This is a genomic window from Streptomyces sp. SID8352 (assembly GCF_009862265.1).
In the GTDB taxonomy this organism is placed as follows: domain Bacteria; phylum Actinomycetota; class Actinomycetes; order Streptomycetales; family Streptomycetaceae; genus Streptomyces.
Genome location: NZ_WWGX01000091.1, coordinates 108,814 through 134,742, shown reverse-complemented (window position 1 = coordinate 134,742; position 25,929 = coordinate 108,814). Strand labels below are relative to the sequence as shown.

Annotated in this window: 20 protein-coding genes and 1 tRNA gene; 10 read left to right on the top strand and 11 right to left on the bottom strand. The window is 72.0% G+C overall.

All coding sequences use genetic code 11. The features are described from left to right. Window positions 1-38: 38 nt before the first annotated feature. Window positions 39-2,483 (top strand): serine/threonine-protein kinase, encoded by a 2,445-nt coding sequence (locus tag GTY84_RS34230; protein ID WP_237532710.1) that lies wholly within the window; start codon window positions 39-41, stop codon window positions 2,481-2,483. On the opposite strand, the gene GTY84_RS27610 is transcribed toward GTY84_RS34230, so the two are convergent. Beyond that, window positions 2,447-3,766: a hypothetical protein gene (locus GTY84_RS27610; RefSeq protein ID WP_345943542.1), complete on the bottom strand. Its 1,320-nt coding sequence runs from the start codon at window positions 3,764-3,766 to the stop codon at window positions 2,447-2,449. The genes GTY84_RS34230 and GTY84_RS27610 overlap by 37 nt on opposite strands. 234 nt (window positions 3,767-4,000) lie before the next feature. Further along, window positions 4,001-4,129 (bottom strand): DLW-39 family protein, encoded by a 129-nt coding sequence (locus GTY84_RS34225; RefSeq protein WP_003999697.1) that lies wholly within the window; start codon window positions 4,127-4,129, stop codon window positions 4,001-4,003. Between the two features lie 338 nt (window positions 4,130-4,467). Here GTY84_RS34225 and GTY84_RS27600 point away from each other — a divergent pair, with 338 nt between their 5' ends. After that, a complete protein-coding gene (locus tag GTY84_RS27600) occupies window positions 4,468-4,869 on the top strand; it encodes a DUF6344 domain-containing protein (RefSeq protein WP_161229116.1) in 402 nt (133 codons plus the stop codon). A gap of 522 nt (window positions 4,870-5,391) precedes the next feature. Here GTY84_RS27600 and GTY84_RS27595 read toward each other — a convergent pair. The 9 genes from GTY84_RS27595 to dnaA all read right to left on the bottom strand — a co-directional run bounded on the left by GTY84_RS27595 (window position 5,392) and on the right by dnaA (window position 19,187). Then, window positions 5,392-5,468, bottom strand: a tRNA-Ile gene (locus GTY84_RS27595). A gap of 100 nt (window positions 5,469-5,568) precedes the next feature. Continuing rightward, window positions 5,569-6,303 (bottom strand): DUF3566 domain-containing protein, encoded by a 735-nt coding sequence (locus GTY84_RS27590; RefSeq protein WP_161229115.1) that lies wholly within the window; start codon window positions 6,301-6,303, stop codon window positions 5,569-5,571. Window positions 6,304-6,321: 18 nt separating this feature from the next. After that, window positions 6,322-8,916: a DNA gyrase subunit A gene (gene gyrA, locus GTY84_RS27585; RefSeq protein WP_161229114.1), complete on the bottom strand. Its 2,595-nt coding sequence runs from the start codon at window positions 8,914-8,916 to the stop codon at window positions 6,322-6,324. A 42-nt stretch (window positions 8,917-8,958) separates the two neighbouring features. Continuing rightward, a complete protein-coding gene (gene gyrB, locus GTY84_RS27580; protein ID WP_265292260.1) occupies window positions 8,959-11,019 on the bottom strand; it encodes a DNA topoisomerase (ATP-hydrolyzing) subunit B in 2,061 nt (686 codons plus the stop codon). Window positions 11,020-11,859: 840 nt separating this feature from the next. Continuing rightward, window positions 11,860-12,486 carry a DUF721 domain-containing protein gene (locus tag GTY84_RS27575; protein ID WP_202551871.1) on the bottom strand — a complete coding sequence of 209 codons (627 nt, stop codon included), beginning with the start codon at window positions 12,484-12,486 and terminating at the stop codon, window positions 11,860-11,862. After that, window positions 12,483-13,604 (bottom strand): DNA replication/repair protein RecF, encoded by a 1,122-nt coding sequence (gene recF, locus GTY84_RS27570; RefSeq protein WP_161229112.1) that lies wholly within the window; start codon window positions 13,602-13,604, stop codon window positions 12,483-12,485. The genes GTY84_RS27575 and recF overlap by 4 nt, the downstream gene beginning before the upstream one ends. Window positions 13,605-13,639: 35 nt before the next feature. Beyond that, window positions 13,640-14,515 carry a phosphogluconate dehydrogenase (NAD(+)-dependent, decarboxylating) gene (gnd, locus tag GTY84_RS27565; protein ID WP_161229111.1) on the bottom strand — a complete coding sequence of 292 codons (876 nt, stop codon included), beginning with the start codon at window positions 14,513-14,515 and terminating at the stop codon, window positions 13,640-13,642. Window positions 14,516-14,721: 206 nt separating this feature from the next. Next, window positions 14,722-15,852 (bottom strand): DNA polymerase III subunit beta, encoded by a 1,131-nt coding sequence (gene dnaN, locus GTY84_RS27560; protein WP_161229110.1) that lies wholly within the window; start codon window positions 15,850-15,852, stop codon window positions 14,722-14,724. Window positions 15,853-17,300: 1,448 nt separating this feature from the next. Then, on the bottom strand, window positions 17,301-19,187 hold the full coding sequence (gene dnaA, locus GTY84_RS27555) for a chromosomal replication initiator protein DnaA (protein WP_161229109.1): 1,887 nt from the start codon (window positions 19,185-19,187) through the stop codon (window positions 17,301-17,303). A gap of 379 nt (window positions 19,188-19,566) precedes the next feature. Between dnaA and rpmH the strand changes: the two genes are divergently transcribed. The 8 genes from rpmH to GTY84_RS27515 all read left to right on the top strand — a co-directional run bounded on the left by rpmH (window position 19,567) and on the right by GTY84_RS27515 (window position 25,638). Beyond that, window positions 19,567-19,704 carry a 50S ribosomal protein L34 gene (gene rpmH / locus GTY84_RS27550; RefSeq protein WP_003956500.1) on the top strand — a complete coding sequence of 46 codons (138 nt, stop codon included), beginning with the start codon at window positions 19,567-19,569 and terminating at the stop codon, window positions 19,702-19,704. A 21-nt stretch (window positions 19,705-19,725) separates the two neighbouring features. Further along, the gene (gene rnpA / locus GTY84_RS27545; protein WP_161229108.1) at window positions 19,726-20,097 is read left to right on the top strand and encodes a ribonuclease P protein component; all 372 of its coding nucleotides are present in this window, start codon (window positions 19,726-19,728) and stop codon (window positions 20,095-20,097) included. Continuing rightward, on the top strand, window positions 20,094-20,447 hold the full coding sequence (gene yidD / locus GTY84_RS27540; protein WP_161229107.1) for a membrane protein insertion efficiency factor YidD: 354 nt from the start codon (window positions 20,094-20,096) through the stop codon (window positions 20,445-20,447). Before rnpA ends, yidD begins: the two co-directional genes overlap by 4 nt. A 3-nt stretch (window positions 20,448-20,450) precedes the next feature. Continuing rightward, window positions 20,451-21,716, top strand: a complete 1,266-nt coding sequence (yidC, locus tag GTY84_RS27535; RefSeq protein ID WP_161229106.1) for a membrane protein insertase YidC — start codon at window positions 20,451-20,453, stop codon at window positions 21,714-21,716. Window positions 21,717-21,731: 15 nt separating this feature from the next. Continuing rightward, complete coding sequence (locus GTY84_RS27530; RefSeq protein ID WP_161229105.1) at window positions 21,732-22,244, top strand: R3H domain-containing nucleic acid-binding protein; 513 nt, start codon at window positions 21,732-21,734, stop codon at window positions 22,242-22,244. Window positions 22,245-22,372: 128 nt separating this feature from the next. Beyond that, entirely contained in the window at window positions 22,373-23,092 is a 720-nt protein-coding gene (gene rsmG, locus GTY84_RS27525; RefSeq protein WP_161229104.1) for a 16S rRNA (guanine(527)-N(7))-methyltransferase RsmG, read from the top strand. Between the two features lie 405 nt (window positions 23,093-23,497). Next, window positions 23,498-24,559: a ParA family protein gene (locus GTY84_RS27520; protein ID WP_161229103.1), complete on the top strand. Its 1,062-nt coding sequence runs from the start codon at window positions 23,498-23,500 to the stop codon at window positions 24,557-24,559. Beyond that, entirely contained in the window at window positions 24,556-25,638 is a 1,083-nt protein-coding gene (locus tag GTY84_RS27515; protein WP_161229102.1) for a ParB/RepB/Spo0J family partition protein, read from the top strand. The genes GTY84_RS27520 and GTY84_RS27515 overlap by 4 nt, the downstream gene beginning before the upstream one ends. The last annotated feature ends 291 nt before the right edge of the window (window positions 25,639-25,929 follow it).

The following is a 25,929-nucleotide window of genomic DNA, read 5'->3' as shown; positions in this document are numbered from 1 at the left end:
CCGGGAGGAGCGGCACGGGGGAGGAGCGGCACACAGCCATGGGTGAGGTCTTCGCCGGCCGGTACGAACTGGTCGACCCGATCGGCCGCGGGGGCGTCGGCGCCGTCTGGCGCGCCTGGGACCAGCGGCGCGGGCGCTACGTGGCCGCAAAGGTGCTCCAGCAGCGGGACGCCCACTCGTTGCTGCGTTTCGTCAGGGAGCAGGCGCTGCGGATCGACCACCCGCACGTCGTGGCCCCGGCGAGCTGGGCCGCCGACGACGACAAGGTCCTGTTCACCATGGACCTGGTGACGGGCGGCTCCCTCGTCCACCTGGTCGGGGACTACGGCCCGCTGCCCCCCGGGTTCGTGTGCACCCTCCTGGACCAACTGCTGTCCGGGCTGGCCGCGGTGCACACGGAGGGCGTCATCCACCGCGACGTCAAACCGGCCAACATCCTGCTGGAGGCCACCGGCACCGGGCGCCCCCGGCTGCGGCTGTCCGACTTCGGCATCGCGATGCGGCTGGGCGAGCCCCGGCTGACCGAGGCCGACCTCGTGGTGGGCACGCCGGGCTACCTCGCGCCGGAGCAGATGCTCGGGGAGGACCCGGACTTCCCGGCGGACCTGTTCGCGGCCGGGCTGGTCGCCCTGTACCTCCTGGAGGGCGCCAGGCCGGACACCAAGGCCCTCGTCCAGTACTTCGCGGAGCACGGGACGCCCGGGGCCCCGCGGGGAGTGCCCGCACCGCTGTGGGAGGTCGTGGCGACGCTGCTGCAACCGGACCCCGACGCCCGCTTCCGCACGGCCACGGGGGCGCGGAAGGCCCTGGCGGCGGCCGTGGAACTGCTCCCGGAGCCGGGCCCCGACGACGAGATCATCGAGATCTTCGACCAGATAGGCCCCTTACCCCCCGGATACACCCCCGACGGCCCCCCTCGCCGCCCCCGCCCCGGTGCCGCTGCCGGCCTCGGCCCCGGCGCCGGTGCCGACCCTCGGCACCCCGCCCCCGGCCGACCCGTCGGCACCCCGCCGGCCCGGGACACGCCCCCGCCCGACGCACCCGCCCCGCACCACCTCCCACCGGACGCCTCCCCGCCGTACCCGTCCCCGCCGGGTGCGGACGACAGCGGTGCGGTCCGGCCGGACGGCACGGGGGCGTCCCCCTACAACGGGGCCGGTACGGGTCGGGGGACGCCCCCGTACGAGGGGCCCGGCGCGGGTACCGGCGCGTCCCTGTCCCACGGGCCCGGCGTGGGAACGGGCGGGCCCCGGTACAGCGGCCCCGGCCCCGGCTCGGGCACGGGCACACCCCCGGCCGGCGGTCCCGACAGCGCGCCGCCGTGGCCGGCCACGGGCACCGGAACCCCGTCCACGCCCCCGCACCCGGAAGCGCTTCCGCTCCCGCTCCCGGAAGCGCCCGGCGCGGCACCGCACCCCGGCGCGGCACCGCACCCCGGCCCGGCGGCCCCTCCGACGCCCGCCTTCCCCCCTGGCGCCACCCCGCCGTGGCCGCAGCCGGACTCCGGCGCCCCGTGGTGGCCGGCCCAGGGCCCCGGCACCGCGCCCCCGTACTCCGCACCCGGCGTGCGGGACGAGCACGGCGCACGGAACGCGCACGGCGCCCACGACGCACGGGCCGCGGCCCCCGGCGCCCACGACATGCACGGCACCCCCGGCACGCACACCCCCACCCCGCCGACCGCGCCGCACGCCCCCCAGGCCCACGCCCTGCCGCCCGCCGGGCCCGGCGCCGCCCCCGGCCAGGGCCAGGGCCCCGGCCACTCGTGCCCGCCGGGCGCCGACGGACCCACCCCGCCCACCACCCCGTACCCGCACACCCCCGCGCCCCCGGCGGCACCTGACCTCCCTGGCCGTACCCCGCCCTGGCCCGGCCCGGACGGCACGACGCCCCCGCCACCGCCCGGCCACGCCCCGGGCACCGGCCGCCCGCCCGGCGCCGCCTCCGGCGACCGCCCCGCCGCCCCCGACCGCACCGGCCCCGAGCAGCTCGGCTCCGGGCGATCCGGCCCCGGTACGCCCCCCCGGCCGTCCCGCGCCGCCCCCGGCACACCGCCGGGCGGTGACGGCACGCCCGCCTCCCCCTCGGACACCGGGAGCTTCCCTCTGCCGCCCCCGCGGGACACCGCGGCCCCGCGGCCGACACCGCCCGGCGCGTACCCGGCGTACGCGACCGCGCACGCCCCCCGGCAGCCCGCCGACGGTCCCGCGGCCGGCCACCCCGCGCCGGCTCCCGGCGACAGGCCGTACGGACCCCGGGACGATCCGCCCGGCCGGGGACCTCGGCCGACCCCGCCGGAGCACGGCGCCCTCCGGCCGTCCCGGACGCAGGCGGAGCCCGGACCCGTGCCGGGCCCGCAGCCGGTGCCCCGGGGCGCCCGGCGGCGGCGCAGGCCCGGACCGCCCCCGAGCGTCGCCGTCCCCGTCGTGCTGCTCGCCCTGCTCTGCTACGCCGTCGGCTTCTGGGCCCTGTTCCGCGGCTGAGCGGAGGCGCCCGCACCGCGCCGGGCCACCACCGTCCACACCCCGAGCCCCAGCAGCAGCGCGGTGCCGGTGCCGATGCCGCCCACGGCGAGGGCCCGCGTCGCGGAGTCGCCGCGCGCGGCGCCGCCCCCGTTCCCGCCGCCTCCGGTGGCGGCGGCGACCGCCGGGTTCCACGTGGACACGTCGAAGACGCCTTCCGGCCGCGCCGTCCCGTCGTACCCGGGCCCGGGGCGCACCGTGCCGTCGACCCGCACCCGCAGCGTCAGCCCGAACGGGCCGTCGCCGAAGCCGTCGGCCACCTTCGCCGAGAGGTGCACCACGAGGTAGTAGTCACCGGCGAACCGCATCCCGGAGACCCGGCTGTCGGCGGAGTGGCGGTTGGCGTGAGCGGCGGGCGGCAGCGCGGCGAGCCCCACCGTCGTCCGGCGGCCGGAGTACCCGCGGGCCGCGCCGTGGACCTCTCCGCGCACGGGGGTGTACAGCGCCAGGCGCAGCGCGCCGTCCGTGTAACCGGAGCCGCCGGTGGCGCCCTCCAGGTCGACGGAGGCGTACGGGCGGCGGCCCCAGTCGACGGGCACCTTGTAGTAGAGGGTCTGCCCGGGGCGGACGGTGTCGCGCCACACCCCCGGTCCGACGAGGGTGGCCCCGGCGAAGCCGTCGGCGCCCCGGAGGCGTCCGGGCGCGCCCGTCGGAGGGGCGGGGGTGGCGGAGTCCCAGTCCTCGGGGGCGCCGGTGGGGCCGGCCTGCGCCGGTCCGGGCTCGGTGGCCACGGTCAGCTCCAGCGCCCAGGCGCCCTGCGGCGAGTCCTGGGGCCGGGTCCGCTCGACGGTGAGGTAGTAGGTGCCGGCCGCCTGGCACCGCTTCCCCCGGTCCCGCACCTCGCGCACGACCTGGGCGGTGAGGGGGCGGGCGCTGCGGGCGGCGCCGAAGATCACGGTGTTCAGCGAGCAGGAGCCGCCGTCGGCGTCCCGCAGCGCGACCCGGAGGCCGTCGGCGGCGGTCACCTCGTCGCCCGCCCCCGGCACGGCGGTGACGGAGACGTAGGCCGTGGACCCGGCGTCAAGGCCGACGCGGTAGTACACCGTGTCGTGGCGCGGCAGGGAGCTGCGGTACGTCCCGCCCGCCTCCAGCGGACGGGCGTCCGGGGCGCCGGCCGCGCCCTCGACCGGCCGGGCGCCCGGCGCGAAGCCGTACCCGCCCGGCGTTCCGGCGGCCACGGCCGTACCGCCGGGCAGCAGGGCCGCCGTGACCAGCAGCGCCGCCGCGGCGGCCCGCCGCGCCACGGCACCCGCGTGCCACCGCCCCCTACACCACCGGCCCATCCTCCGCCACCCCTCCCGTTCGTCCCGGAGGCCTCCGCGCACCGGGCCCGCCCATCCTGCCGCCCTACACCCTTCTCCGGGCGGCCGCATCAGGACAACACAAAACCCCGACCGCGAAGACGGCCGGGGTCTGTTCGGAACCGTTGGGTGGTCTCGGGACCGGCGGGCGGTCGCAGGACCGTTCGTCGGTCGTACTCAGGAGCCCGTGGGCACGGAGTCGGTGGCCTCCGTCCACAGGTCCTGCTCGGCGCGATCCGCCTGAATCTGGCGGTACACGAGGAGCCCGCCGATGGCGGCCAGTGCGACCAGGAGAAGCTTCTTCACCGCGCGACCTCGTCCTTCGTTGACGTAGGGGACCTCTGGCGCCCGACTATACACACCGGCCGATACCGTTCGGTGACCTGCGTCGACCGGGGGCGGACCCTCCGCCGGGCCCGGTGGGAGCCGGTTCCGGCCACTCCGCCCGGAGGGTGACGGCGTCTCCACGGACGGTGGCTTCGCCCGCGCTCCTCCCGCCCGGGCGGTTTTTCCTCCCCCGTGCCTCCATCCGAGTGGTGTTCATCTGAAGATCGACGCGCCACGGGCGTCGGTCCACCACATCGCGGGCCCCGTACACATCATGAGGAAAGTACGCAAATAGCCCGACCCGAAAGTGAGGGGCCATGGCCAGGAACAAGGTCATGACGCTGTGGACCGCCATCGTCACCGCCTTCCTCGCGCTGTGCACAGCGCTCGGACTCATCACCACGACCGCCGCGGCCGCCGCGCCGCAGACCGGAGCACGCGGCGACAGCGAGAGGGGCGGCCGGAACGCCGCCCGCCCCGCGGCGCCGGAGGCCGCTCCCTGGTCCTGGTCCCATCAGACCGGATCGCTGCCGCCCACGATGAAGCAGCGCATCCGCGCCGAAGCGCACGGCAAGGCCCCCCGCTGCCGGCACCACCCGGCCGCCGACACCGCGACGGCCGACCGGACCGCGGACCTCCGCTGCGCCACCGGGACCACCGCCACCGACAGCGCCACCGCCGCCGCTCCCGACCGGCACACCATCCCGCTGCAACGCTGAGCGCCCCGCGCTCCCGGCCCCTCCGGGCCCCGGCCCCCGCGGCCCCGTGACCCTCCCGACGTAACGGCGATTGCGTACATCACCGCACGCGACCGGCCCGGCGGCTCCCCCAGAGCCCCGGGCCACAGCCATGCCCGCCGTACCCGCCGACGGCACGCCCCGTGCGACCTCCCGCCCGGCGCGCGCCACGGGCACCGGGCGGCCGGCCGGGGCACCACCCGGTCGAGGCACCGCCGGCGGCCCCGCGGACGGGCCAACGCGCCTTCTCCGGGCCCCTGTTCACCCGCACCGCCCGCCCCGGGGACGGCATCCGGGACGACGGGCCCCTCCCCCGGTCCCCGGGCCTGTCAGGGCCTCCCGGTCGGCGGCTCAGCGCCCCACGGCCACGGCTCCGCACCGCCCGTCCACGGGCCCGCACCGGCGGGGCGGCGCCGCACGGGCCGGCACCCGCGCGGTGCGCCGGAAGACTCCCGGACACACGGCAAGAAGCCCCGACCATGAAGGCCGGGGCTTCTTCTTCGCTGGTGGGGCTAACAGGATTTGAACCTGTGGCCTCATCCTTATCAGGGATGCGCTCTAACCAACTGAGCTATAGCCCCGCCGCGCTCTGCGGTACATGTCCCGCGCGCTGACTCCTGAAGATTAGCGCACGAGGCGGGCAGTCCCAAAATCGGTTGTCGCGGGAGCGGGGAGCGCCGCTCACTCGTCCTCGGCGAGCGTCAGCTCGACACCGCCGACGAAGCCCGCCGACAGGTTGTAGATGAACGCCCCGAGCGTCGCCAGCGCCGTCGCGAGGACCACGTCGATGACCGCGATGATGGTCGTGAACATCAGCACGTTGGGCAGCGACAGGAACGACTGCAGGTCGAAGCCGTTGGACTCGTTGGAGCCGGTGGCCTCGGAGATCGTGCCGCCGACCGACGAGAAGACGCCCATGGCGTCCATGACCATCCACAGCACGGCGGACGCGACGATCGTGCAGATGCCCAGGGCGATGGAGAGCAGGAAGCTGACCTTCATCACCGACCACGGGTCGGCCTTGGCCACCCGCAGCCGCGCCTTGCGGACGCGGGGAGTGGTGCGCGCGCCGGTGCGCGGCCGGCGCACGGCGTCGGGTGCGGGGCCCCCCGCCCCGGCGCCCGGCGTCTGGTACGCCTGCGGCGGGTGGTAGGGCCCGCCGTGCGGCTGGGGCTGCCGTTCTCCCGGCAGCGGCGAGGCCGACTGCTGGATCTGCTGGCCTCGGGTGTCCGTCACAGTTCCCCCCTGGGAGATCCCATGAGTGTCGGGCGTACGCGAACCGGTCGCGCCGTCGTCGATCCTGCGGAGCTGCGTCGTGTGCGAATCGGTCGCACGCGCGACGGAGCCACGGCCGCCGCCGTTCGTCTCCGTACCCCTGGAGGTACCGGCAGATCCGGCGCCCGTGGCTCCGCTCACGATGACTCTCTCCTCGTACTACTCGGCCGGGGGCGCCTCACCCTCGTCCGTGCCGGTGGTCACGGCACCCTCGGCGGTCTCGTCGACGGTCTCGTCGCCGTCGATCTCCTCCGCCTCCTGCCCCGCCTCGGCGTTGCGTGCGATGCCGACGACGGCATCGCGCTTGCCCAGGTTGATCAGTTGGACGCCCATGGTGTCACGGCCGGTCTCCCTGACTCCGCTGACTCGCGTGCGAATCACACCGCCCGAGAGCGTGATGGCGAGGATCTCGTCGGTCTCCTCGACCACCAGCGCGCCCACGAGTGTGCCGCGGTCCTCGACGATTTTGGCAGCCTTGATACCCAGGCCGCCACGGCCCTGAACACGGTACTCGTCGACAGGGGTCCGCTTCGCGTACCCGCCGTCAGTGGCAGTGAACACGAACGTACCGGGTCGAACAACATTCATCGAGAGCAGCTCGTCCCCTTCGCGGAAACTCATGCCCTTTACGCCCGATGTGGCGCGGCCCATGGGACGCAATGTGTCGTCCGTGGCGGTGAACCTGATCGACTGCGCCTTCTTGCTGATCAGCAGGAGGTCGTCGTCGGCCGACACCAGCTCGGCGCCGATCAGTTCGTCGTCGGTGCCGTCGTCCTTGTGCCGGAGGTTGATGGCGATGACGCCGCCCGAGCGCGGGGAGTCGTAGTCCTTCAGCGGCGTCTTCTTCACCAGGCCCGCCTTGGTCGCCAGGACCAGATAGGGCACCGCCTCGTAGTCGCGGATCGCGAGGATCTCCGCGATGGACTCGTCCGGCTGGAAGGCCAGCAGGTTCGCCACGTGCTGGCCGCGCGCGTCCCGGCCGGCGTCCGGCAGCTCGTAGGCCTTGGCCCGGTAGACCCGGCCCTTGTTGGTGAAGAACAGCAGCCAGTGGTGCGTGGTGGACACGAAGAAGTGGTTGACGATGTCGTCCTCCTTCAGCTTCGCGCCGCGCACCCCCTTCCCGCCCCGCTTCTGCGCCCGGTAGTCGTCGGTCTTGGTGCGCTTGATGTAGCCGCCCCGGGTGACCGTGACGACGATGTCCTCCTCGGCGATCAGGTCCTCGATGGACATGTCGCCCTCGTAGGGGATCAGCTTGGTCTTGCGGTCGTCGCCGTACTTCTCGACGAGCGCCGCCAGTTCCTCGCTGACGATCCCCCGCTGGCGCACCGGCGAGGCCAGGATCTCGTTGTACTCGTTGATCTTCGCCTGGAGTTCGTCGTGCTCCTGGACGATCTTCTGCCGCTCCAGGGCGGCCAGCCGGCGGAGCTGCATCTCCAGGATCGCGTTGGCCTGGATCTCGTCGATCGTCAGCAGGTCCATCAGGCCGCCGCGCGCGATCTCGACGGTGTCGCTGCGCCGGATGAGGGCGATGACCTCGTCGATGGCGTCCAGGGCCTTGAGCAGGCCGCGCAGGATGTGGGCGCGCTCCTCGGCCTTGCGCAGCCGGAAGCGGGTCCGCCGGACGATGACCTCGATCTGGTGGTTCACCCAGTGCCGGATGAACGCGTCCAGCGACAGGGTCCGCGGCACTCCGTCGACCAGGGCCAGCATGTTGGCGCCGAAGTTGCTCTGCAGATCGGTGTGCTTGTACAGGTTGTTCAGCACGACCTTGGCGACCGCGTCCCGCTTCAGCACGATGACCAGGCGCTGGCCGGTGCGCGAGGAGGTCTCGTCGCGGACGTCCGCGATGCCGCCGACCTTCCCGTCCTTGACCAGGTCGGCGATCTTCTGCGCGAGGTTGTCGGGGTTGGTCTGGTAGGGCAGCTCCGTGACCACCAGGCACTGGCGGTTCTGGATCTCCTCGACCTCGACGACCGCCCGCATGGTGATCGACCCGCGGCCGGTCCGGTACGCCTCCTCGATGCCCTTGCGGCCCACCACCAGGGCGCCGGTCGGGAAGTCGGGGCCCTTGATCCGCTCGATCAGCGCGTCCAGCAGCTCGTCGGGGCTCGCCTCGTAGTTCTCCAGGTACCACTGGGCACCGGCGGCGACCTCGCGCAGGTTGTGCGGCGGGATGTTGGTCGCCATGCCGACCGCGATCCCGGCCGAGCCGTTGATCAGCAGGTTGGGGAAGCGGGCGGGCAGGACGGTCGGCTCCTGGGAGCGGCCGTCGTAGTTGTCCGTGAAGTCGACGGTCTCCTCGTCGATGTCGCGGACCATCTCCATCGACAGCGGCGCCATCTTGCACTCGGTGTACCGCATGGCGGCGGCCGGGTCGTTGCCCGGGGAACCGAAGTTGCCGTTGGAGTCGACGAGCGGCATCCGCATCGACCACGGCTGGGCCAGCCGGACCAGCGCGTCGTAGATCGAGGAGTCGCCGTGCGGGTGGTAGTTGCCCATGACGTCGCCGACGACACGGGCGCACTTGTAGAAGCCGCGCTCGGGCCGGTAGCCGCCGTCGTACATGGCGTACAGCACACGGCGGTGGACGGGCTTGAGGCCGTCACGGACGTCGGGCAGCGCACGCGAGACGATGACGGACATCGCGTAGTCGAGATAGGAGCGCTGCATCTCCGTCTCGAGCCCGACGGGCTCGACGCGCATGGCCAGTGCGTCGCCCTCGGGGGTCGTCACGGGAGTGTTCTCGTCGGTCATTGCTGGTGAAGATCCTTCCTGGTGCGGTCAGCTCGGACCGACTCAGATGTCGAGGAAGCGGACGTCCTTGGCGTTGCGCTGGATGAACAGGCGCCGCGCCTCGACGTCCTCGCCCATCAGCACCGAGAACAGGTCGTCGGCCTGGGCGGCGTCGTCGAGGGTGACCTGCCCGAGGACGCGGTGCTCCTGGTCCATGGTGGTGACGCGCAGCTCCTCGGCGTTCATCTCGCCGAGGCCCTTGAAGCGCTGCACGGAGTCCTCGCGGATCCGCTTGCCGGCGCCGCGGCCCAGCTCGATCAGCGCGTCGCGCTCCCGGTCGGAGTACGCGTACTCGAAGTCGTCCCGGCCCCACTTGATCTTGTACAGCGGCGGGCGGGAGAGGTACACGTGACCGGCCTCGACCAGCGGCCGCATGAAGCGGAAGAGGAAGGTCAGCAGCAGGGTGTTGATGTGCTGGCCGTCGACGTCGGCGTCCGCCATCAGGATGATCTTGTGATAGCGGAGCTTCTCGATGTCGAAGTCCTCGTGCACGCCCGTGCCGAACGCGGAGATCATCGCCTGGATCTCCTGGTTCTGCAGGATCCGGTCGATGCGCGCCTTCTCCACGTTGAGGATCTTGCCGCGGATCGGGAGGATCGCCTGGTACTGCGGGTTCCGGCCGGACTTGGCCGAGCCGCCGGCGGAGTCGCCCTCGACGATGAAGATCTCGCACTTGGTGGGGTCGTTCGACTGGCAGTCGGACAGCTTGCCCGGCAGCGACGCCGACTCCAGCAGGCCCTTGCGGCGGGTCAGGTCGCGCGCCTTGCGGGCCGCCACCCGCGCGGTGGCCGCCGCGATGCCCTTGCGGACGATGTCCGCGGCCTCGTTGGGGTTGCGGTCCAGCCAGTCGTTGAGGTGCTCGTAGACGACCTTCTGGACGAAGGTCTTCGCCTCGGTGTTGCCCAGCTTGGTCTTGGTCTGGCCCTCGAACTGGGGCTCGCCCAGCTTCACCGAGATGATCGCCGTCAGGCCCTCGCGGATGTCGTCGCCCGTGAGGTTGTCGTCCTTCTCCCGCAGCAGCTTCTTCTCGCGCGCGTACTTGTTGACGAGGTTCGTCAGCGCCGAGCGGAAGCCCTCCTCGTGCGTGCCGCCCTCGTGCGTGTGGATGGTGTTGGCGAAGGAGTACACGCCCTCGCTGTAGCCGTTGTTCCACTGCATCGCGACCTCGACGGACAGGAGGCGTTCCCTGTCCTCGGCCTCGATGTCGATCACCGAGGGGTGCACCAGCTCGCCCTTGCGCGAGTTCAGGTACTTCACGAAGTCGACGATGCCGCCCTCGTAGTAGTACGTGACGGACTTGACCTCGTCCCTGGCGTCCGTGCCGGCCTCGTCCGCGCCCGTGACGGCCTTCGCCGACTCGCGCTCGTCGGTGAGCCTGATCGTGAGGCCCTTGTTGAGGAAGGCCATCTCCTGGAAGCGCCGCGCCAGCGTCTCGAAGGAGTACTCCGTGGTCTCGAAGATGTCCGGGTCGGCCCAGAAGGTGACCGTCGTCCCGGAGTCCTCGACCCGCTCGTGCTGGGCGAGGGGCGCCGTGGGGACACCCGTCTTGAAGTCCTGGGTCCAGCGGTAGCCGTCCCGCTTGATCTCCACGGAGATCCGGGTCGACAGCGCGTTCACCACGGAGACGCCCACGCCGTGCAGACCGCCGGAGACCGCGTAGCCGCCGCCCCCGAACTTGCCGCCCGCGTGCAGCACCGTCAGCACGACCTCGACGGCCGGCTTCTTCTCCACCGGGTGCATGTCGACGGGGATGCCGCGGCCGTTGTCCACGACCCGGACGCCGCCGTCGGCGAGGATGGTGACGTCGATGGTGTCCGCGTGACCGGCCAGGGCCTCGTCCACGGAGTTGTCCACGACCTCCTGCACCAGGTGGTGCAGGCCCCGCTCACCGGTCGAACCGATGTACATGCCGGGTCGCTTGCGGACCGCGTCCAGACCCTCAAGAACGGTGATGGCACTCGCGTCGTACGACGCGGATGCCGCGTCGCCGTCGCTGCTCACCGGATCGTTCACGCCGGTGTCGGTGGACGGGTTGTTCTCGTTGGGGTTGCCGGAATCGGCCACGAAGCGCCCTTTCTGGCACAGCACGAGCCGGGCTCCTCGGGGTGCCCCCTGGGGGAGGGTTGCCGGAGCGGCTGCGGCATGTTGCGTTGGTAAGCCTTGATCAGCGTTGCTCAGCTTGTCCCGGACGGTCCCCACGTTCGGGGCGGGATTCGCTTTCATTCTACCGGTAGCACTGACACTGATAAGGGTTTGCCGGTACCTGAGTCCGCATGTGCCGCCCTGAACCGGCCTTGTCCGACTCCCGATATATGGATGGGGTCCCCAAGAGGCTCACACCGCCACCCAGCGCTTCGGGGCGTCAACCCTTGGCTACCGGGGAGCCGACCGCCGGTCCGCCCGGTCGCGCGGGGCGTCGGCGGGGGCCGCGCGGGGGCTCCGGGGGCCGCATCCGCGCTGGTCCACGTGATGCATGTCACGCCGGGAAGGAGGGCCGCGGGACTCCCGGCACGGCGTCGCGGGGCCCGGCGGACACGTGGGGGCGCTCCGGGGGCGGGCTCACGGCCAGGGGGCAGGTCGCGGGGTGTGTGGGGGTTGTGCGCAGGGGGAGCGCCCCGGCGGGTCGGGTGCCGAGCCGCCGGGGCGCCAGGGGACAGGGCGGGGCGCCAGGGGTCAGGGGTGGGGTCGGGGTCGCCGGGGCCGGGACACGGAGACGGGGGCTCCGGATCGGGTCGCGGTGGGGTCGGGGTCGCCGCGTCCGGGCGGCGGGGCCGAAACGCTCCGGGCCGGAACGCTCCGGGCCGGACGGCGGGGGGCACCGGCGCACGGCCCGGCTGCGCGGCTCCGGCTGCCGGGGGCCGGGGCGGGCCGAAGGGCGGGCGGCCTCAGCCGGGGGAGGAAGCCTCAGCCGTAGGTGTCGCCCGGCCCCGTGCTCCCCGGCGCGCGCAGGGGGCCGTAGTTGCGGGAGCGCCCCCCGGGACCCTGCACCTTGATCACCCGCACCGCCCCGTGCCCCAGGTCCTCGTTGAGCCGCGCGACCAGCGTCGGCGCCAGCAACCGCAGATTGGTCGCCCAGGCCGTCGAGTCGCACCGCACCAGCAGCACCCGCTCGTCCTCGTCGTACCGTTCGGGCACGCAGTGCTTGGCCACGTCCTCGCCCACGATCTGCGGCCAGCGGCCCATCACCCCGCCCACGGCGGCCGGGGTCTCCCAGCCGCGCTCCGTGATCAGCCGGTTGATCGCCGGTCCCAGCGCCATGGGATCGCGTCCGTCGGCGCGCGCGCCGGAGCGCAGGCCCCCGCGCCGGGCGGTGCGCTGCTGCGCCGCGTCGCCCCGCGCGCGGGCCGCCTCGCGCGCCGCCCGCAGCGCCACCCGCGCGAGATCCACACCGGAGTGCGCCGGAGCGTTCGCGTGGGTCCCAGCGGCGCCGTCGGGGAGGCCGCCGGGCCGTTCGCCGCCGGCCGCCGGGCGGGTGCCCGGGGCGGCCCTCCCGGCCGTCCGCCCCGCGGGGCCCGTCCCGTCGCCGCTCATACCCGCTCCACCGTTCCCTCCGCCACCGCGTACCGCGCCCCGGCCAGCGCCTCCGGCACGTCGTCGTCGACCGCCGCGGTGACCAGCACCTGCTCGCCGGGGGCCACCAGCTCCGCCAGCCGCGCACGGCGGCGGGCGTCCAGCTCCGCGAAGACGTCGTCGAGCACCAGGACCGGCTCATTGCCCTCCGCCCGCAGCAGCTCGTACGAGGCCAGCCGCAGCGCCAGCGCGTACGACCAGGACTCGCCGTGCGAGGCGTAGCCCTTGGCGGGCATCCGGCCGAGCCGCAGCAGCAGGTCGTCGCGGTGCGGACCGACCAGGGTCACGCCCCGCTCGATCTCCTGCTTGCGCGCCTCGCCGAGCGCGGCCGACATCTGCTCGTAGAGGTCCTCACGGGTGTGCGCGTCACCGGGCGCCGAGGGCCGGTACTCCAGGGTGACCGGGCCGCCGCCGGGGGCGAGCTGCTCGTACGCCTTGTCGGCCAGCGGCTGGAGCGCGGCGATCAGCTCCAGGCGGCGGGCGAGCAGCTCGGCACCGGCCCGCGCCAGGTGCTGGTCCCAGACGTCCAGGGTGGAAAGGTCCATCGTCCGGCCGCCGTGCCGACGGGCCAGCGCCGCCGACTTCAGCAGGGTGTTGCGCTGCTTGAGCACCCGGTCGTAGTCGGAGCGCACCCCGGCCATCCGCGGGGAGTGGGCGGTGATCAGCTCGTCGAGGAAGCGGCGGCGCTCCCCGGGGTCGCCCTTGATCAGCGCGAGGTCCTCGGGCGCGAACAGCACGGTGCGCACGATGCCCAGGACGTCGCGCGGCCTGACCTGCGAGGACCGGTTGATCCGGGCCCGGTTGGCACGGCCCGGGTTCAGCTCCAGCTCGACGAGCTGCTCGCGCTCGCCCTGCCGGACCCGCGCGCGGATCACGGCGCGGTCGGCGCCCAGGCGGACCAGGGGCGCGTCGGAGGAGACCCGGTGGCTGCCGAGGGTGGCGAGGTAGCCGACGGCCTCGACGAGGTTGGTCTTGCCCTGGCCGTTGGGGCCGACGAAGGCGGTGACGCCCGGGTCCAGCTCCACCTCGGCCCGGGCGTACGAACGGAAGTCGGCCAGCGACAGATGCGTGACGTGCATGGTCGTTCGCCGACCTCCCAACGTTCGGGTTGTGCCTACTTCTTTTCCACCGCGTGGCCGCCGAACTGGTTGCGCAGCGCGGCGATCATCTTCATCTGCGGCGAGTCGTCCTGCCGGGACGCGAACCGCGCGAACAGCGACGCGGTGATCGCCGGCAGCGGCACCGCGTGGTCGATGGCGGCCTCCACCGTCCAGCGCCCCTCGCCGGAGTCCTCGGCGTNNCCGCGCAGNCNCNCCAGGTGCNNGTCCNCGTCGAGGGCGTTCACGGCGAGGTCGAGCAGCCAGGAGCGGATGACCGTGCCCTCCTGCCAGGAGCGGAAGACCTCGCGGACGTTGTCCACGGAGTCGACCTTCTCCAGCAGCTCCCAGCCCTCGGCGTAGGCCTGCATCATGGCGTACTCGATGCCGTTGTGGACCATCTTGGCGAAGTGGCCCGCGCCGACCTTCCCGGCGTGCACCGCGCCGAATTCGCCCTCCGGCTTGAGCGCGTCGAAGACCGGCCGCACCTTGGCGACGTCCTCCGCGGCCCCGCCGTACATCAGCGCGTAGCCGTTCTCCAGGCCCCACACACCGCCGGAGACTCCGCAGTCGACGAAGCCGATGCCCCTGGCCGCGAGCTGCTCGGCGTGCCGCTCGTCGTCGGTCCAGCGGGAGTTGCCGCCGTCGACGACGACGTCACCGGGCTCCAGCAGTTCGGCGAGGCGGTCGACGGTCGCCTGGGTGGGCTCGCCGGCCGGGACCATCACCCAGACCGCCCGCGGCCCCTCCAGCCTGTCCACCAGTTCTTCCAGGCTGTGGACGTCGGCGAGGTCGGGGTTGCGGTCGTACCCGATGACGGTGTGGCCGGCGCGGCGGATCCGCTCGCGCATGTTGCCGCCCATCTTGCCGAGTCCGACGAGACCGAGCTCCATCAGTTGTGTTCCTTAGGTCTGCGAGGTCACGTGGCGGCGCCCACCCTGTGGGGTGCGCGCCGCGGCACTTTCGTACCCGCGTCCGAGCCTAGACCCGTGCGCCCATGCACAGTTGTGGGCATACGCGCTCAGTCGTACGCCCCCACCTGCGCCTTTATCCTCAGCTTGTGGACAACCGACGGCGGTCCCGCGGTGCCGCGGCGGGCTCAGCCGCTCAGCCGCACCGGCATGATCAGGTACTTGTACGCGTCGTCCGACTCGGCGTCCAGCGCGGGCCTGCCGCTGAGCAGCGCCGGCTTGGTGGAGGTCGTGAAGGAGAGCTGGGCCACGGGGGAGTCGATGGCGCTCAGCCCGTCCAGCAGGAACGTCGGGTTGAAGGCGATCGAGATGTCGTCGCCCTCCAGCTGCGCGTCGACCCGCTCCACGGCCTGTGCGTCGTCGCTGGAGCCGGCCTCCAGGATGAGCACGCCCTGCTCGAAGCTCAGCCGCACCGGGGTGTTGCGCTCGGCGACCAGGGCCACGCGCTTGACGGCCTCGACGAAGGGGGCGGTCTCGATCACGGCGACGCTGTTGAACTCGGTCGGGAACAGCGTCTTGTACTTCGGGAGGTCGCCCTCCAGCAGCCGGGTCGTGGTGCGGCGGCCGGCGCCCTCGAAACCGATCAGACCCTCGCCCGCGCCCGAGCCGGACAGCGCCAGGATCACCTGGTCGCCGCTGGTCAGGGCCTTGGCGGTGTCCAGCAGCGTCTTGGCGGGCACCAGGGCGACGGCGGACGCCTCCGGGTTCTCCGGCTTCCACAGGAACTCGCGGACCGCGAAGCGGTAGCGGTCGGTGGAGGCCAGCGTCACGGTGTCGCCCTCGATCTCGATGCGCACACCGGTGAGGACGGGCAGCGTGTCGTCGCGCCCGGCGGCGATGGCCACCTGCTGCACGGCGGCGGAGAACACCTCTCCGGGCACGGTGCCGGTGGCGTTGGGCATCTGCGGGAGCGCCGGGTACTCCTCCACGGGCAGGGTGTGGAGGGTGAACCGCGAGGAGCCGCAGACCACCGTCGCCCGGACGCCGTCGGTGGAGATCTCCACCGGCCGGTTGGGCAGGGCGCGGGAGATGTCGGCGAGGAGGCGGCCGGAGACCAGGACGGTGCCCTCCTCCTCCGTCTCCGCGTCGACCGACACCCTCGCGGAGACCTCGTAGTCGAAGCTGGACAGGCTGAGCTGCCCTTCCTCCGCCTTCAGCAGCAGGCCCGCGAGGACCGGAGCCGGCGGACGGGCCGGGAGGCTGCGTGCCGCCCAGGCCACTGCCTCCGCGAGTACGTCGCGTTCCACCCGGATCTTCACCGTAAGCCGCCTCCTGCTGTTGCCGGCGCTTCTCGCCCTGCTTCGCCTTCGTCGTCTGACCCGGTGTCGTGGGCCCCTGTCGGGGGCAGGACACCGGGGACCAGTCTGACGCACCCCACTGACAGTAGGTGCCCTTCGGGGTCAAGCGGCGACGAGGGGCGGTCGGGCTCGGGAGGGCGAGTTGTGCACAGGACCCGCTTCGAAACGGATTCCACTCTCTCTCTGGTTGGGAGTAGTAGTAGGGCCTGTGGATACCGTGGATAACTGCGTTTGCGCAGGTCAGAGCGGAAATTTTGTCCACGGACCCTGTGGGCGAAGACGGTGGACAACTCGGTGTCTCTGTGGAGAACAGAAAGTTCTGCACACACCGTGCACAGGCAGCGGCTACTTCTCCCCAGGTGCGTCCCCAGGTTTACCCACCTTTCCCACAGCCCAATCCGGCAGCTCGATGTGACGCCTTTCACTCGACGCGGTGATCTGCCGCGTCGGGTTGCCGAACAGTGGACAGCCATGTGGAGAAGCTGGGGATCACTGGGGACAACCGGCCTCGATCTGTGGGTTGCCCGTGGACAACCTGACGCCCAGGTTCTGGCCCGTTTCGTTGTCCACAGCCTGTGGAGATCTTTTTTCCACGAATCCACATGCCAGTGACCTGGCTTGATGGTCCCTCACCAGCCTGGCCTGTGGACAAGATCGGGACAACTTCGCGATCCCCAAGGTGTGGACGGAAGAAAGTCGCCGAATCTGTGGAGAGCGGCCGTAACCTCGGCCCGATTCGAACAGTGGTTACCGGCGGGTGGGACGGGCCCGCGGCACCGGCCGGCTGCGGGGGCGTCGTGAGCGGTCCCGCGGGAGCGCCGTAGGAGCGTTGTGAGGGCACCGCGGCATTGCTCAGGGGGCACCGGGGGATCGCCGCGGGACCGCTGCGGGGGCTTCGTGAGCGGCTCCGGCGGTCGTCGTCAGCGGGTTCACGCCGTCCTCCGGAGGGGCCGTGTGGGGGACTCGGCGGCGCCGGAGGCGGCCCGGGAAGGGCGGTGGAGCCGCGCGCGGCGGGCGGACGCCCCGCGCGGCGACCGGGGTGCGGGGCGGGCCGCGGGGGCGCGGGACCACCCCGCGGGCCCCGCAGGCCGGGGGTGCGGGGCCCGCCGGAACGGGGCGCGCGGACGTGAGGGGCGCGGGGGCGCGGGTTCCGCCGCCCGGAGCGGGAGTGCGCGGCCCCGGGCACGGCCGGGCCACCCGGGCACGGAGTGACGGGACGGGGTGGTGCACCGGATCCCGGTCGAGCAGCGCGTCCCCGCCGGTGTCCTTCGCCCCGGCGGCCCCGGGGCGGCGCGACGGGGTGTCCCGGGACCGCCGGGGCGGCGGAACGGCCGGGTCCCGGCCCCCGACACGCGGAAGGCGCTCCCGGATCTCCCGGGAGCGCCTCCACACCGTGTGGACGGAGCGCGTCAGCCGTTCTTGATGCGGTTGGTCAGCTCGGTCACCTGGTTGTAGATGGAGCGCCGCTCCGCCATGAGGTTGCGGATCTTGCGGTCGGCGTGCATGACCGTGGTGTGGTCCCGGCCGCCGAACAGCGCGCCGATCTTCGGCAGCGACAGGTCCGTCAGCTCCCGGCACAGGTACATGGCGATCTGCCGGGCCGTCACGAGCTGCCGGCCGCGCGAGCTGCCGCACAGGTCCTCGACCGTGAGCCCGAAGTAGTCGGCGGTCGCGCTCATGATGGCCGTCGAGGTGATCTCCGGCGTCGAGTCCTCACCGCCGGGGATCAGGTCCTTCAGGACGATCTCCGTCAGCCCCAGGTCCACCGGCTGCCGGTTGAGCGAGGCGAACGCCGTCACCCGGATCAGCGCGCCCTCCAGCTCGCGGATGTTGCGCGAGATCCGGGAGGCGATGAACTCCAGCACCTCCGGCGGGGCGTTGAGCTGCTCCTGGACCGCCTTCTTGCGCAGGATCGCGATGCGCGTCTCCAGCTCCGGCGGCTGGACGTCCGTGATCAGGCCCCACTCGAACCGGTTGCGCAGCCGGTCCTCCAGCGTCACCAGCTGCTTCGGCGGCCGGTCGCTGGAGAGCACGATCTGCTTGTTCGCGTTGTGGAGCGTGTTGAAGGTGTGGAAGAACTCCTCCTGGGTCGACTCCTTGTCCGCCAGGAACTGGATGTCGTCGACGAGCAGGATGTCCATCTCGCGGTAGCGCTTGCGGAAGCTGTCGCCCTTGCCGTCGCGGATGGAGTTGATGAACTCGTTGGTGAACTCCTCGGAGCTGACGTAGCGCACCCGTGTGCCCGGGTAGAGGCTGCGGGCGTAGTGCCCGATGGCGTGCAGCAGGTGCGTCTTGCCGAGCCCCGACTCCCCGTAGATGAACAGGGGGTTGTACGCCTTGGCCGGCGCCTCGGCGACGGCCACCGCCGCGGCGTGCGCGAAGCGGTTGGAGGCGCCGATCACGAAGGTGTCGAAGAGGTACTTCGGGTTCAGCCGGGCGGTCGGCTCACCCGGGCCGGTGGCCGGCGCGGGCTGCGCCGCCAGGGGCCCCGGGGCGCCGGTGGCGGGACCCGGGCCGACCGGGCCGCCCCGGTGCACGTGGCCCGCGCCGGGCGGCGTCGGCTCGGGCGGCTCCCGCCGGCCGCGCTGGTCGTAGTCGGCGCGACCGCGGTCGTAGTCGCGCGGCCCGTCGTACGGGGGGCGCTCCTGGTGCCGCGGCCCGTACTCCTGGGCGTACGGATCGCCGCCGTAGGCGTCCGGGGACGGTCCGCCGTACTGGTCCTGCTGCGAGGACGGCGAGGCGTACGGGTCGCGCTCGGGGAAGCCGAGGCGCTGCTGCTGCCAGCCGTAGTCGTCCTGCTGCCCCGGGCGGGGCCAGGAGCCGGGCTCCGGCCGCTGGTACTCCTGCGGATAGGCGGGCCGGGCCGTGGGGAGCTGGTCGCCGCGGTGGCGGCCGTACCCCTCGTAGTCGTCCCGGTACTCGTCGCGGGCCGGCGCCGGGAGCTCGGGCTCCTCGTAGCGGGGCTGCGGCTGGGGACGCGCCGGTCCCACCGGCGGGGCGGGGGCGGCAGGGAACTCCCCGGCGGACTCGTCGACGGTGATCGCGATGCGGATCGGGCGGCCGCACTCCCGGCTCAGCGTCTCGCTGACCACCGGGGCCAGCCGGCCCTCCAGCACGTTCTTCGCGAACTCGTTCGGCACGGCGAGCAGGGCGGTGTCCGCCACCAGCGCGAGCGGCTGGCAGCGCCTGATCCAGTGCTCGTCCTTGGACTCCACCCCCTGGCCGCGGCCCTCCCCCAGAAGCTGCTCCAGAACGCGTGGCCACACTGCGGCAAGATCGGCAGGTACGTCGGCCACGGAACACGCTCTCTCAATGGGTCCCTCGAAGGTGTGATCCGGGGACGGGTCGGGGTGAAGCTCGGGTGGTGCAGGGAGAAAGGAACGAATCGGAGTCCAGTCACGGTAGTCAGCGCGGCGGGTAGGGTTCAAGTTGTTGTCCCCAGCCTGTGGACAAGTGTCTCCCGGCGAGCGCTGGTTTGACCCGATGGCGCAGTCGCACGTACCGTAACGAGGTCGAGTTGTCGATGGCTGCTGCCGCCTGCCTCCGATGGGCACAGATCGCGTTCCAAGGTGATCGGGAAAGCGGTGCACTCGGGCGTAACGCGAGCTACTCGTGGGCGCACGGTGACAGCCAGGACGGCACCCCGCCAACCACGATTCTTTCTGGAGCCCCCGAGTGAGCAAGCGCACCTTCCAGCCGAACAACCGTCGTCGCGCGAAGACCCACGGCTTCCGGCTGCGTATGCGTACCCGTGCCGGCCGCGCGATCCTCGCGTCCCGCCGCAGCAAGGGTCGCGCCCGCCTGTCCGCCTGATCCCGGTCAGGTCATGACATCGTGCTGCCCACCGAGAACCGGCTGAGGCGGCGCGAGGACTTCGCGACCGCGGTACGACGGGGCCGTCGGGCCGGCCGCCCGACCCTCGTCGTCCACCTACGAAGCGGTACAACGGACCCGCACGCGCCTGGGGAGAGCGCTCCCCCGACACGTGCGGGTTTCGTCGTGAGCAAAGCCGTGGGTGGAGCGGTGACGCGCAACACGGTGAAGCGTCGGCTTCGCCATCTGATGCGCGACCGGGTCGACCGGTTGCCCCCCGGTAGCCTGGTAGTCGTACGAGCGCTGCCCGGTGCGGGCGACGCCGACCACACACTGCTGGCCCGAGACCTGGACGCCGCTCTGGAGCGGCTACTGGGAGGGGGCGCACGATGAAGTACCCGCTGCTGGCCCTGATCAAGCTGTACCAGTGGACGATCAGTCCCCTGCTCGGGCCGGTGTGCAAGTACTACCCGTCGTGTTCCCACTACGGCTACACGGCCATCGACCGGCACGGTGCCATCAAGGGCACGGCACTCACCGCCTGGCGCATCCTGCGGTGCAATCCGTGGTCGCTGGGCGGCGTGGACCACGTCCCGCCGCGCAAGCGGCCGCGGTGGCACGAAATGCTGCGTGACGCATGGCGCGCACGCAGGGGCGGGCCCTCCGCCGCCGAACCGGCCACCGACGGGGAACACCCGGCGAGCCCGGCCGCAGAGACCTCGCCCCATGCCCAAGGAGCATGATTAGTGGACACGATTGCCAGTCTCTTCAGTTTCATCACCTGGCCCGTCTCCTGGGTCATCGTCCAGTTCCACACGGTGTACGGGGCGATCTTCGGACCTGACACCGGCTGGGCCTGGGGCCTGTCCATCGTGTCCCTGGTGATCCTGATCCGCATCTGCCTGATCCCGCTCTTCGTGAAGCAGATCAAGGCCACACGGGCGATGCAGACGCTCCAGCCGGAGATGAAGAAGATCCAGGAGCGCTACAAGAACGACAAGCAGCGTCAGTCCGAAGAGATGATGAAGCTGTACAAGGAGACGGGCACCAACCCGCTCTCCTCGTGCCTTCCCATCCTGGCGCAGTCCCCGTTCTTCTTTGCGCTGTACCACGTGCTCAACGGCATCGCCTCGAACGACACCATCGGCCGGATCGACCAGCCCCTGCTGGAGAGCGCGCAGAAGGCGCACATCTTCGGCGCCCCGCTGGCCTCGAAGTTCTTCAGCAGCGAGGCCGACGTCACCGCGCTCAGCGCCTCGCTGACCGATGTCCGGGTCGTCACCGCGATCATGATCATCATGATGTCGGCGTCGCAGTTCTTCACCCAGCGCCAGCTCATGACGAAGAACGTCGACACCACCGTGAAGACGCCGTTCATGCAGCAGCAGAAGCTGCTGATGTACGTCTTCCCGGTCATGTTCGCCGTCTTCGGCGTCAACTTCCCCGTCGGTGTCCTCGTCTACTGGCTGACCACCAACGTGTGGACCATGGGCCAGCAGATGTACGTCATCCACAACAACCCGACCCCGGGTTCCAAGGCCCAGGCCTCCTACCTGGAGCGCCTGCACAAGCACGTCACCGAGCACGGCAGGACCCGCGGCCGCGGCGAGAAGGCGATCGTGAAGGCCATCGTCGCCAAGGGCCGGGACCGCAACGAGTTCGAGCGCAAGTTCATCAACGGTCTCAGCAAGGCGGGCTTCGCGGCCCAGGCCGACGGCACCGTGGTGAAGAGCGACGCGAGCACCGTGGTGGAGACCGAGGACGGCACCACCGTCACCGCGGGCACCCCGAAGCGGCAGCAGCCCAAGCGGCAGAGCAAGTCCCAGCGCCAGTCCGCCAAGCCCGGCGAGTCGGAGCCGAAGACCTCGCTCACCAAGTCCGGCGAGCCGGACGACGCCCAGGAGGGCGCCAAGCCCGCCGGGGCCAAGAAGCCCGGTGCCGGCGGCCGCAGCAAGGCCCAGTCCGGGCAGCGCAAGGGCCCGCAGCGGCCCAAGTCCCCGTCGAAGAAGTAAGAAGGAGTCCATCCCGTGACGGAAGGCACCACCTCCGCCGCTGCCGAGGGCGCAGACACCCTGACCCGCCTGGAGCAGGAGGGCGAGATCGCCGCGGACTACCTGGAGGGTCTGCTCGACATCGCCGACCTCGACGGTGACATCGACATGGACGTCGAGGCCGACCGCGCCTCCGTCTCCATCATCAGCGACTCCGGTGGCCGCGACCTGCACAAGCTGGTCGGCCGCGAGGGCGAGGTGCTGGAGGCGCTGCAGGAGCTGACGCGCCTGGCCGTGCACCGCGAGACCGGGGACCGCAGCCGGCTGATGCTCGACATCGCCGGATACCGGGCCCAGAAGCGCGCCGAGCTCTCCGAGCTGGGCGCCAAGGCCGCCGCCGAGGCGAAGAGCACCGGCGAGGCCGTGCGGCTCGACCCGATGACCCCGTTCGAGCGCAAGGTCGTGCACGACGCGGTCAAGGCCGCGGGCCTGCGCAGCGAGTCCGAGGGCGAGGAGCCGCAGCGCTTCGTCGTCGTACTCCCCGCCTGACCGCGGTCCCCGCACACGACCGGCCCCGTCTGTAGAGCAGGCGGGGCCGGATTTTTCTCAGCCCGACAGTTCTGGTGGCTCTGGCATCAACGCCCGGCGCGCCGGTGCGCAACGGAAGGACGGTCCCCGTGACGGAGGCAGCGGAGCTCCCCCCCGCGCCCGAGCAAGCACGTGAGGTGTTCGGCGATCGCTACGCGGACGCGGTCCGCTACGCGGAGCTGCTCGCCGAGGCGGGAGTACAGCGCGGCCTGATCGGGCCGCGCGAGGTCCCCCGCCTGTGGGAGCGGCACCTGCTGAACTGCGCGGTGCTCTCCGAAGTCGTCCCCGAGGGCGTCATGGTCTGCGACGTGGGCTCGGGCGCCGGGCTGCCCGGCATCCCTCTCGCGCTCGTCCGCGGTGATCTGAAGATCACGCTCCTGGAGCCACTGCTGCGGCGCACCACCTTTCTGACCGAGGTCGTGGAGCTGCTCGGCCTGGACCATGTCACGGTGGTGCGCGGTCGGGCCGAGGAGGTCATGGGCAAGATCCCGCCCGTCCATGTGGTGACGGCCCGCGCGGTCGCCCCGCTGGACCGCCTGGCCACCTGGGGCATCCCCCTGCTCCGCCCCTACGGGGAGATGCTGGCGCTCAAGGGGGACACGGCCGAGGAGGAGCTGAAGGCCGCGTCCAGTGCCCTCAGCAAGCTGGGTGCCGTCGAGACCTCCATCCTGCATGTCGGTGAGGGGGTCGTGGATCCCCGGTCCACCGTGGTGCGGGTCGAGGTCGGGGAGAGCCCCGGAGGCGTGCGCTTCGCCGCCAAGCGTGCCAAGGCGGCCCGGACGGGACGGGTACGCCGCCGCCGCGGATAGCCGCGCGGTACGCCGCAGTCGGGGAAGCACGGCAGCGCCGAGCCGCCCCGCCGCCAGGGTCCGCGCCGTGTCGGGGCGGACCCGCCCGGTCCCAGTGAGGTCGCCGCCCCTCGCCCGGCGGACGTACTCCACCCCAGCTCCCCCGCCCCTGTGTGCCGGAGTGTCGCGGCTATCCAGGGTGAGCGGCTGTGCATCGTGTTTCACGTGAAACGTCGCTCACTGCTGCACGGCATCATCGGTCGCGGCCGGGCTGCGGCCGAACCTCGTGACCGAAGGCCTCTCGGCTCCCTCGAAGAGAAACCCCGTTCCTTCGGCCCCTCGTCATCCGCGCGGGGCACGAAGTTGTCCACAGAGGTGGATTTCTCCACAGAAGATCGGGCCTCGCTGGTTCATGACCCTGGGGGCATGGGAGGCTCTGTTCATTGCGAGCCTGAAGTCGAGGAGAGTGAATCCTTGCGGTCCGACGCCAACATCGCGGGACCGATGACCGACCCGGTCCCCGGTCCCCGTACCGAGTCGATGGGAGCGGATGTTTCACGTGAAACACCGCCGCCCATGGACGACACCCCGATCGGTCGTGCTGCCCAACTCGCGGTGGAGGCGATGGGCCGGGCTGGTGAAGGCCTGCCGCGGCCCGAGCAGACCCGCGTGATCATCGTCGCCAACCAGAAGGGCGGCGTGGGCAAGACCACGACCACCGTCAACCTCGCCGCTTCTCTGGCCCTTCACGGCGCCCGCGTTCTGGTCGTCGACCTCGACCCGCAGGGCAATGCCTCCACGGCGCTGGGTATCGACCACCACGCCGAGGTCCCCTCCATCTACGACGTCCTGGTCGAGAGCAGGCCACTCTCCGAGGTCGTCCAGCCGGTCCCCGATGTGGAGGGCCTCTTCTGTGCCCCGGCCACCATCGATCTCGCCGGTGCCGAGATCGAGCTGGTCTCCCTGGTCGCGCGCGAGAGCCGGCTACAGAGGGCGATCCAGGCGTATGAGCAGCCGCTGGACTACATCCTCATCGACTGCCCGCCCTCTCTCGGCCTGCTGACCGTCAACGCCCTGGTCGCCGGAGAGGAGGTGCTGATCCCGATCCAGTGCGAGTACTACGCGCTGGAGGGGCTCGGCCAGCTTCTGCGCAATGTCGATCTGGTCCGGGGGCATCTCAACCCCACGCTGCATGTGTCGACGATCCTGCTCACCATGTATGACGGCCGGACCCGACTGGCCTCCCAGGTCGCCGAGGAGGTCCGCACCCACTTCGGCGAGGAGGTCCTGAGGACGAGCATTCCCCGCTCGGTCCGCATCTCCGAGGCGCCGAGCTATGGGCAGACGGTACTGACCTACGATCCAGGATCGAGCGGAGCCCTCTCCTATCTGGAGGCGGCACGCGAGATCGCGCTGAGGGGCGTCGCGGTCGCCTATGATCCGGCCCACGCCCAGAACGACCCGAACACGGTGGAGGGGATCCAGTGAGTGAGCGACGAAGGGGGCTGGGCCGAGGTCTTGGCGCACTGATCCCTGCCGCCCCGACCGAGAAGTCCGTGGCCTCGGCCGCGCTGGGGAACGCGGGATCCGCCACGGGAGTGCCCGTCCTTCCCCACGAACGGGGAGTGGCTGCCGCGAAGGTGACGACGCTTCCCTCTGTTTCACGTGAAACAGAGGGAGCCGGGGTCGGGGCACCCACGGCTCCGCTGGGCGCCCACTTCGCCGAGATCCCGCTCGACGCCATCAGGCCGAACCCGCGGCAGCCGCGTGTGGTGTTCGACGATGACGCCCTGGCCGAACTGGTCACCTCCATCAAGGAGGTCGGCCTTCTCCAGCCGGTCGTCGTTCGTCAGGTGGGCCCGGCCCACTACGAACTCATCATGGGTGAGCGCCGTCTGCGGGCGAGCCGGCAGGCGGGTCTGGAGGCGATCCCGGCGATCGTCCGGGCCACCGAGGACGAGAAGCTTCTCCTCGACGCGCTGCTGGAGAACCTGCACCGCGCGCAGCTCAATCCGCTGGAAGAGGCAGCCGCCTACGACCAGTTGCTGAGGGACTTCAGCTGCACCCATGACCAGCTCGCGGACCGCATCGGGCGTTCCCGCCCCCAGGTCTCCAACACTCTGCGTCTGCTGAAGCTGTCCCCGAAGGTGCAGAACCGCGTCGCCGCCGGAGTCCTCTCCGCCGGGCACGCGCGGGCGCTGCTCTCGGTCGAGGACTCGGAGGAGCAGGACCGGCTGGCCCATCGGATCGTGGCCGAGGGGCTCTCGGTGCGGGCGGTCGAGGAGATCGTGACCCTGATGGGCTCCCGTTCCCCGAAGCCGCAGCGGTCCAAGGGGCCCCGGGCCGGCTCACTGGTCTCCCCGGCGCTGTCCGATCTGGCGACGCGGCTCTCGGACCGCTTCGAGACCCGGGTGAAGGTCGATCTGGGACAGAAGAAGGGCAAGATCACTGTGGAGTTCGCCTCCATGGAGGATCTGGAGCGGATCCTCGGCAGCCTCGCCCCCGGTGAGGGACCGGTGCTCCAGAAGGGTCTGCACGACGTCCCGGAGAAGGGCTCCGAAGAGTGACCCGAGACTGACCCACGCGCAGAGGGCGGACCGTACCGGTGATGACCGGAACACGGTCCGCCCTTTGCTTCGGGTCGGTGTTGAGGCCATCCCGGCGTGGTTACGATGCTGGAAGGTGGCGCCACCATCCGGCCGTACCTCTGAGAAGCGGGTACCTCTGAGAAGGAGACAGGGGACATGCGGACCATGAGCCGTATCGCTCTGATCGGCGGAGGGCTGGGACTGGGCGCGCTCGGCGGGTTCATCGGCAGCCTGCTTGGGGAACGGAGCGCTCTGACAGCGGCCCGCGAA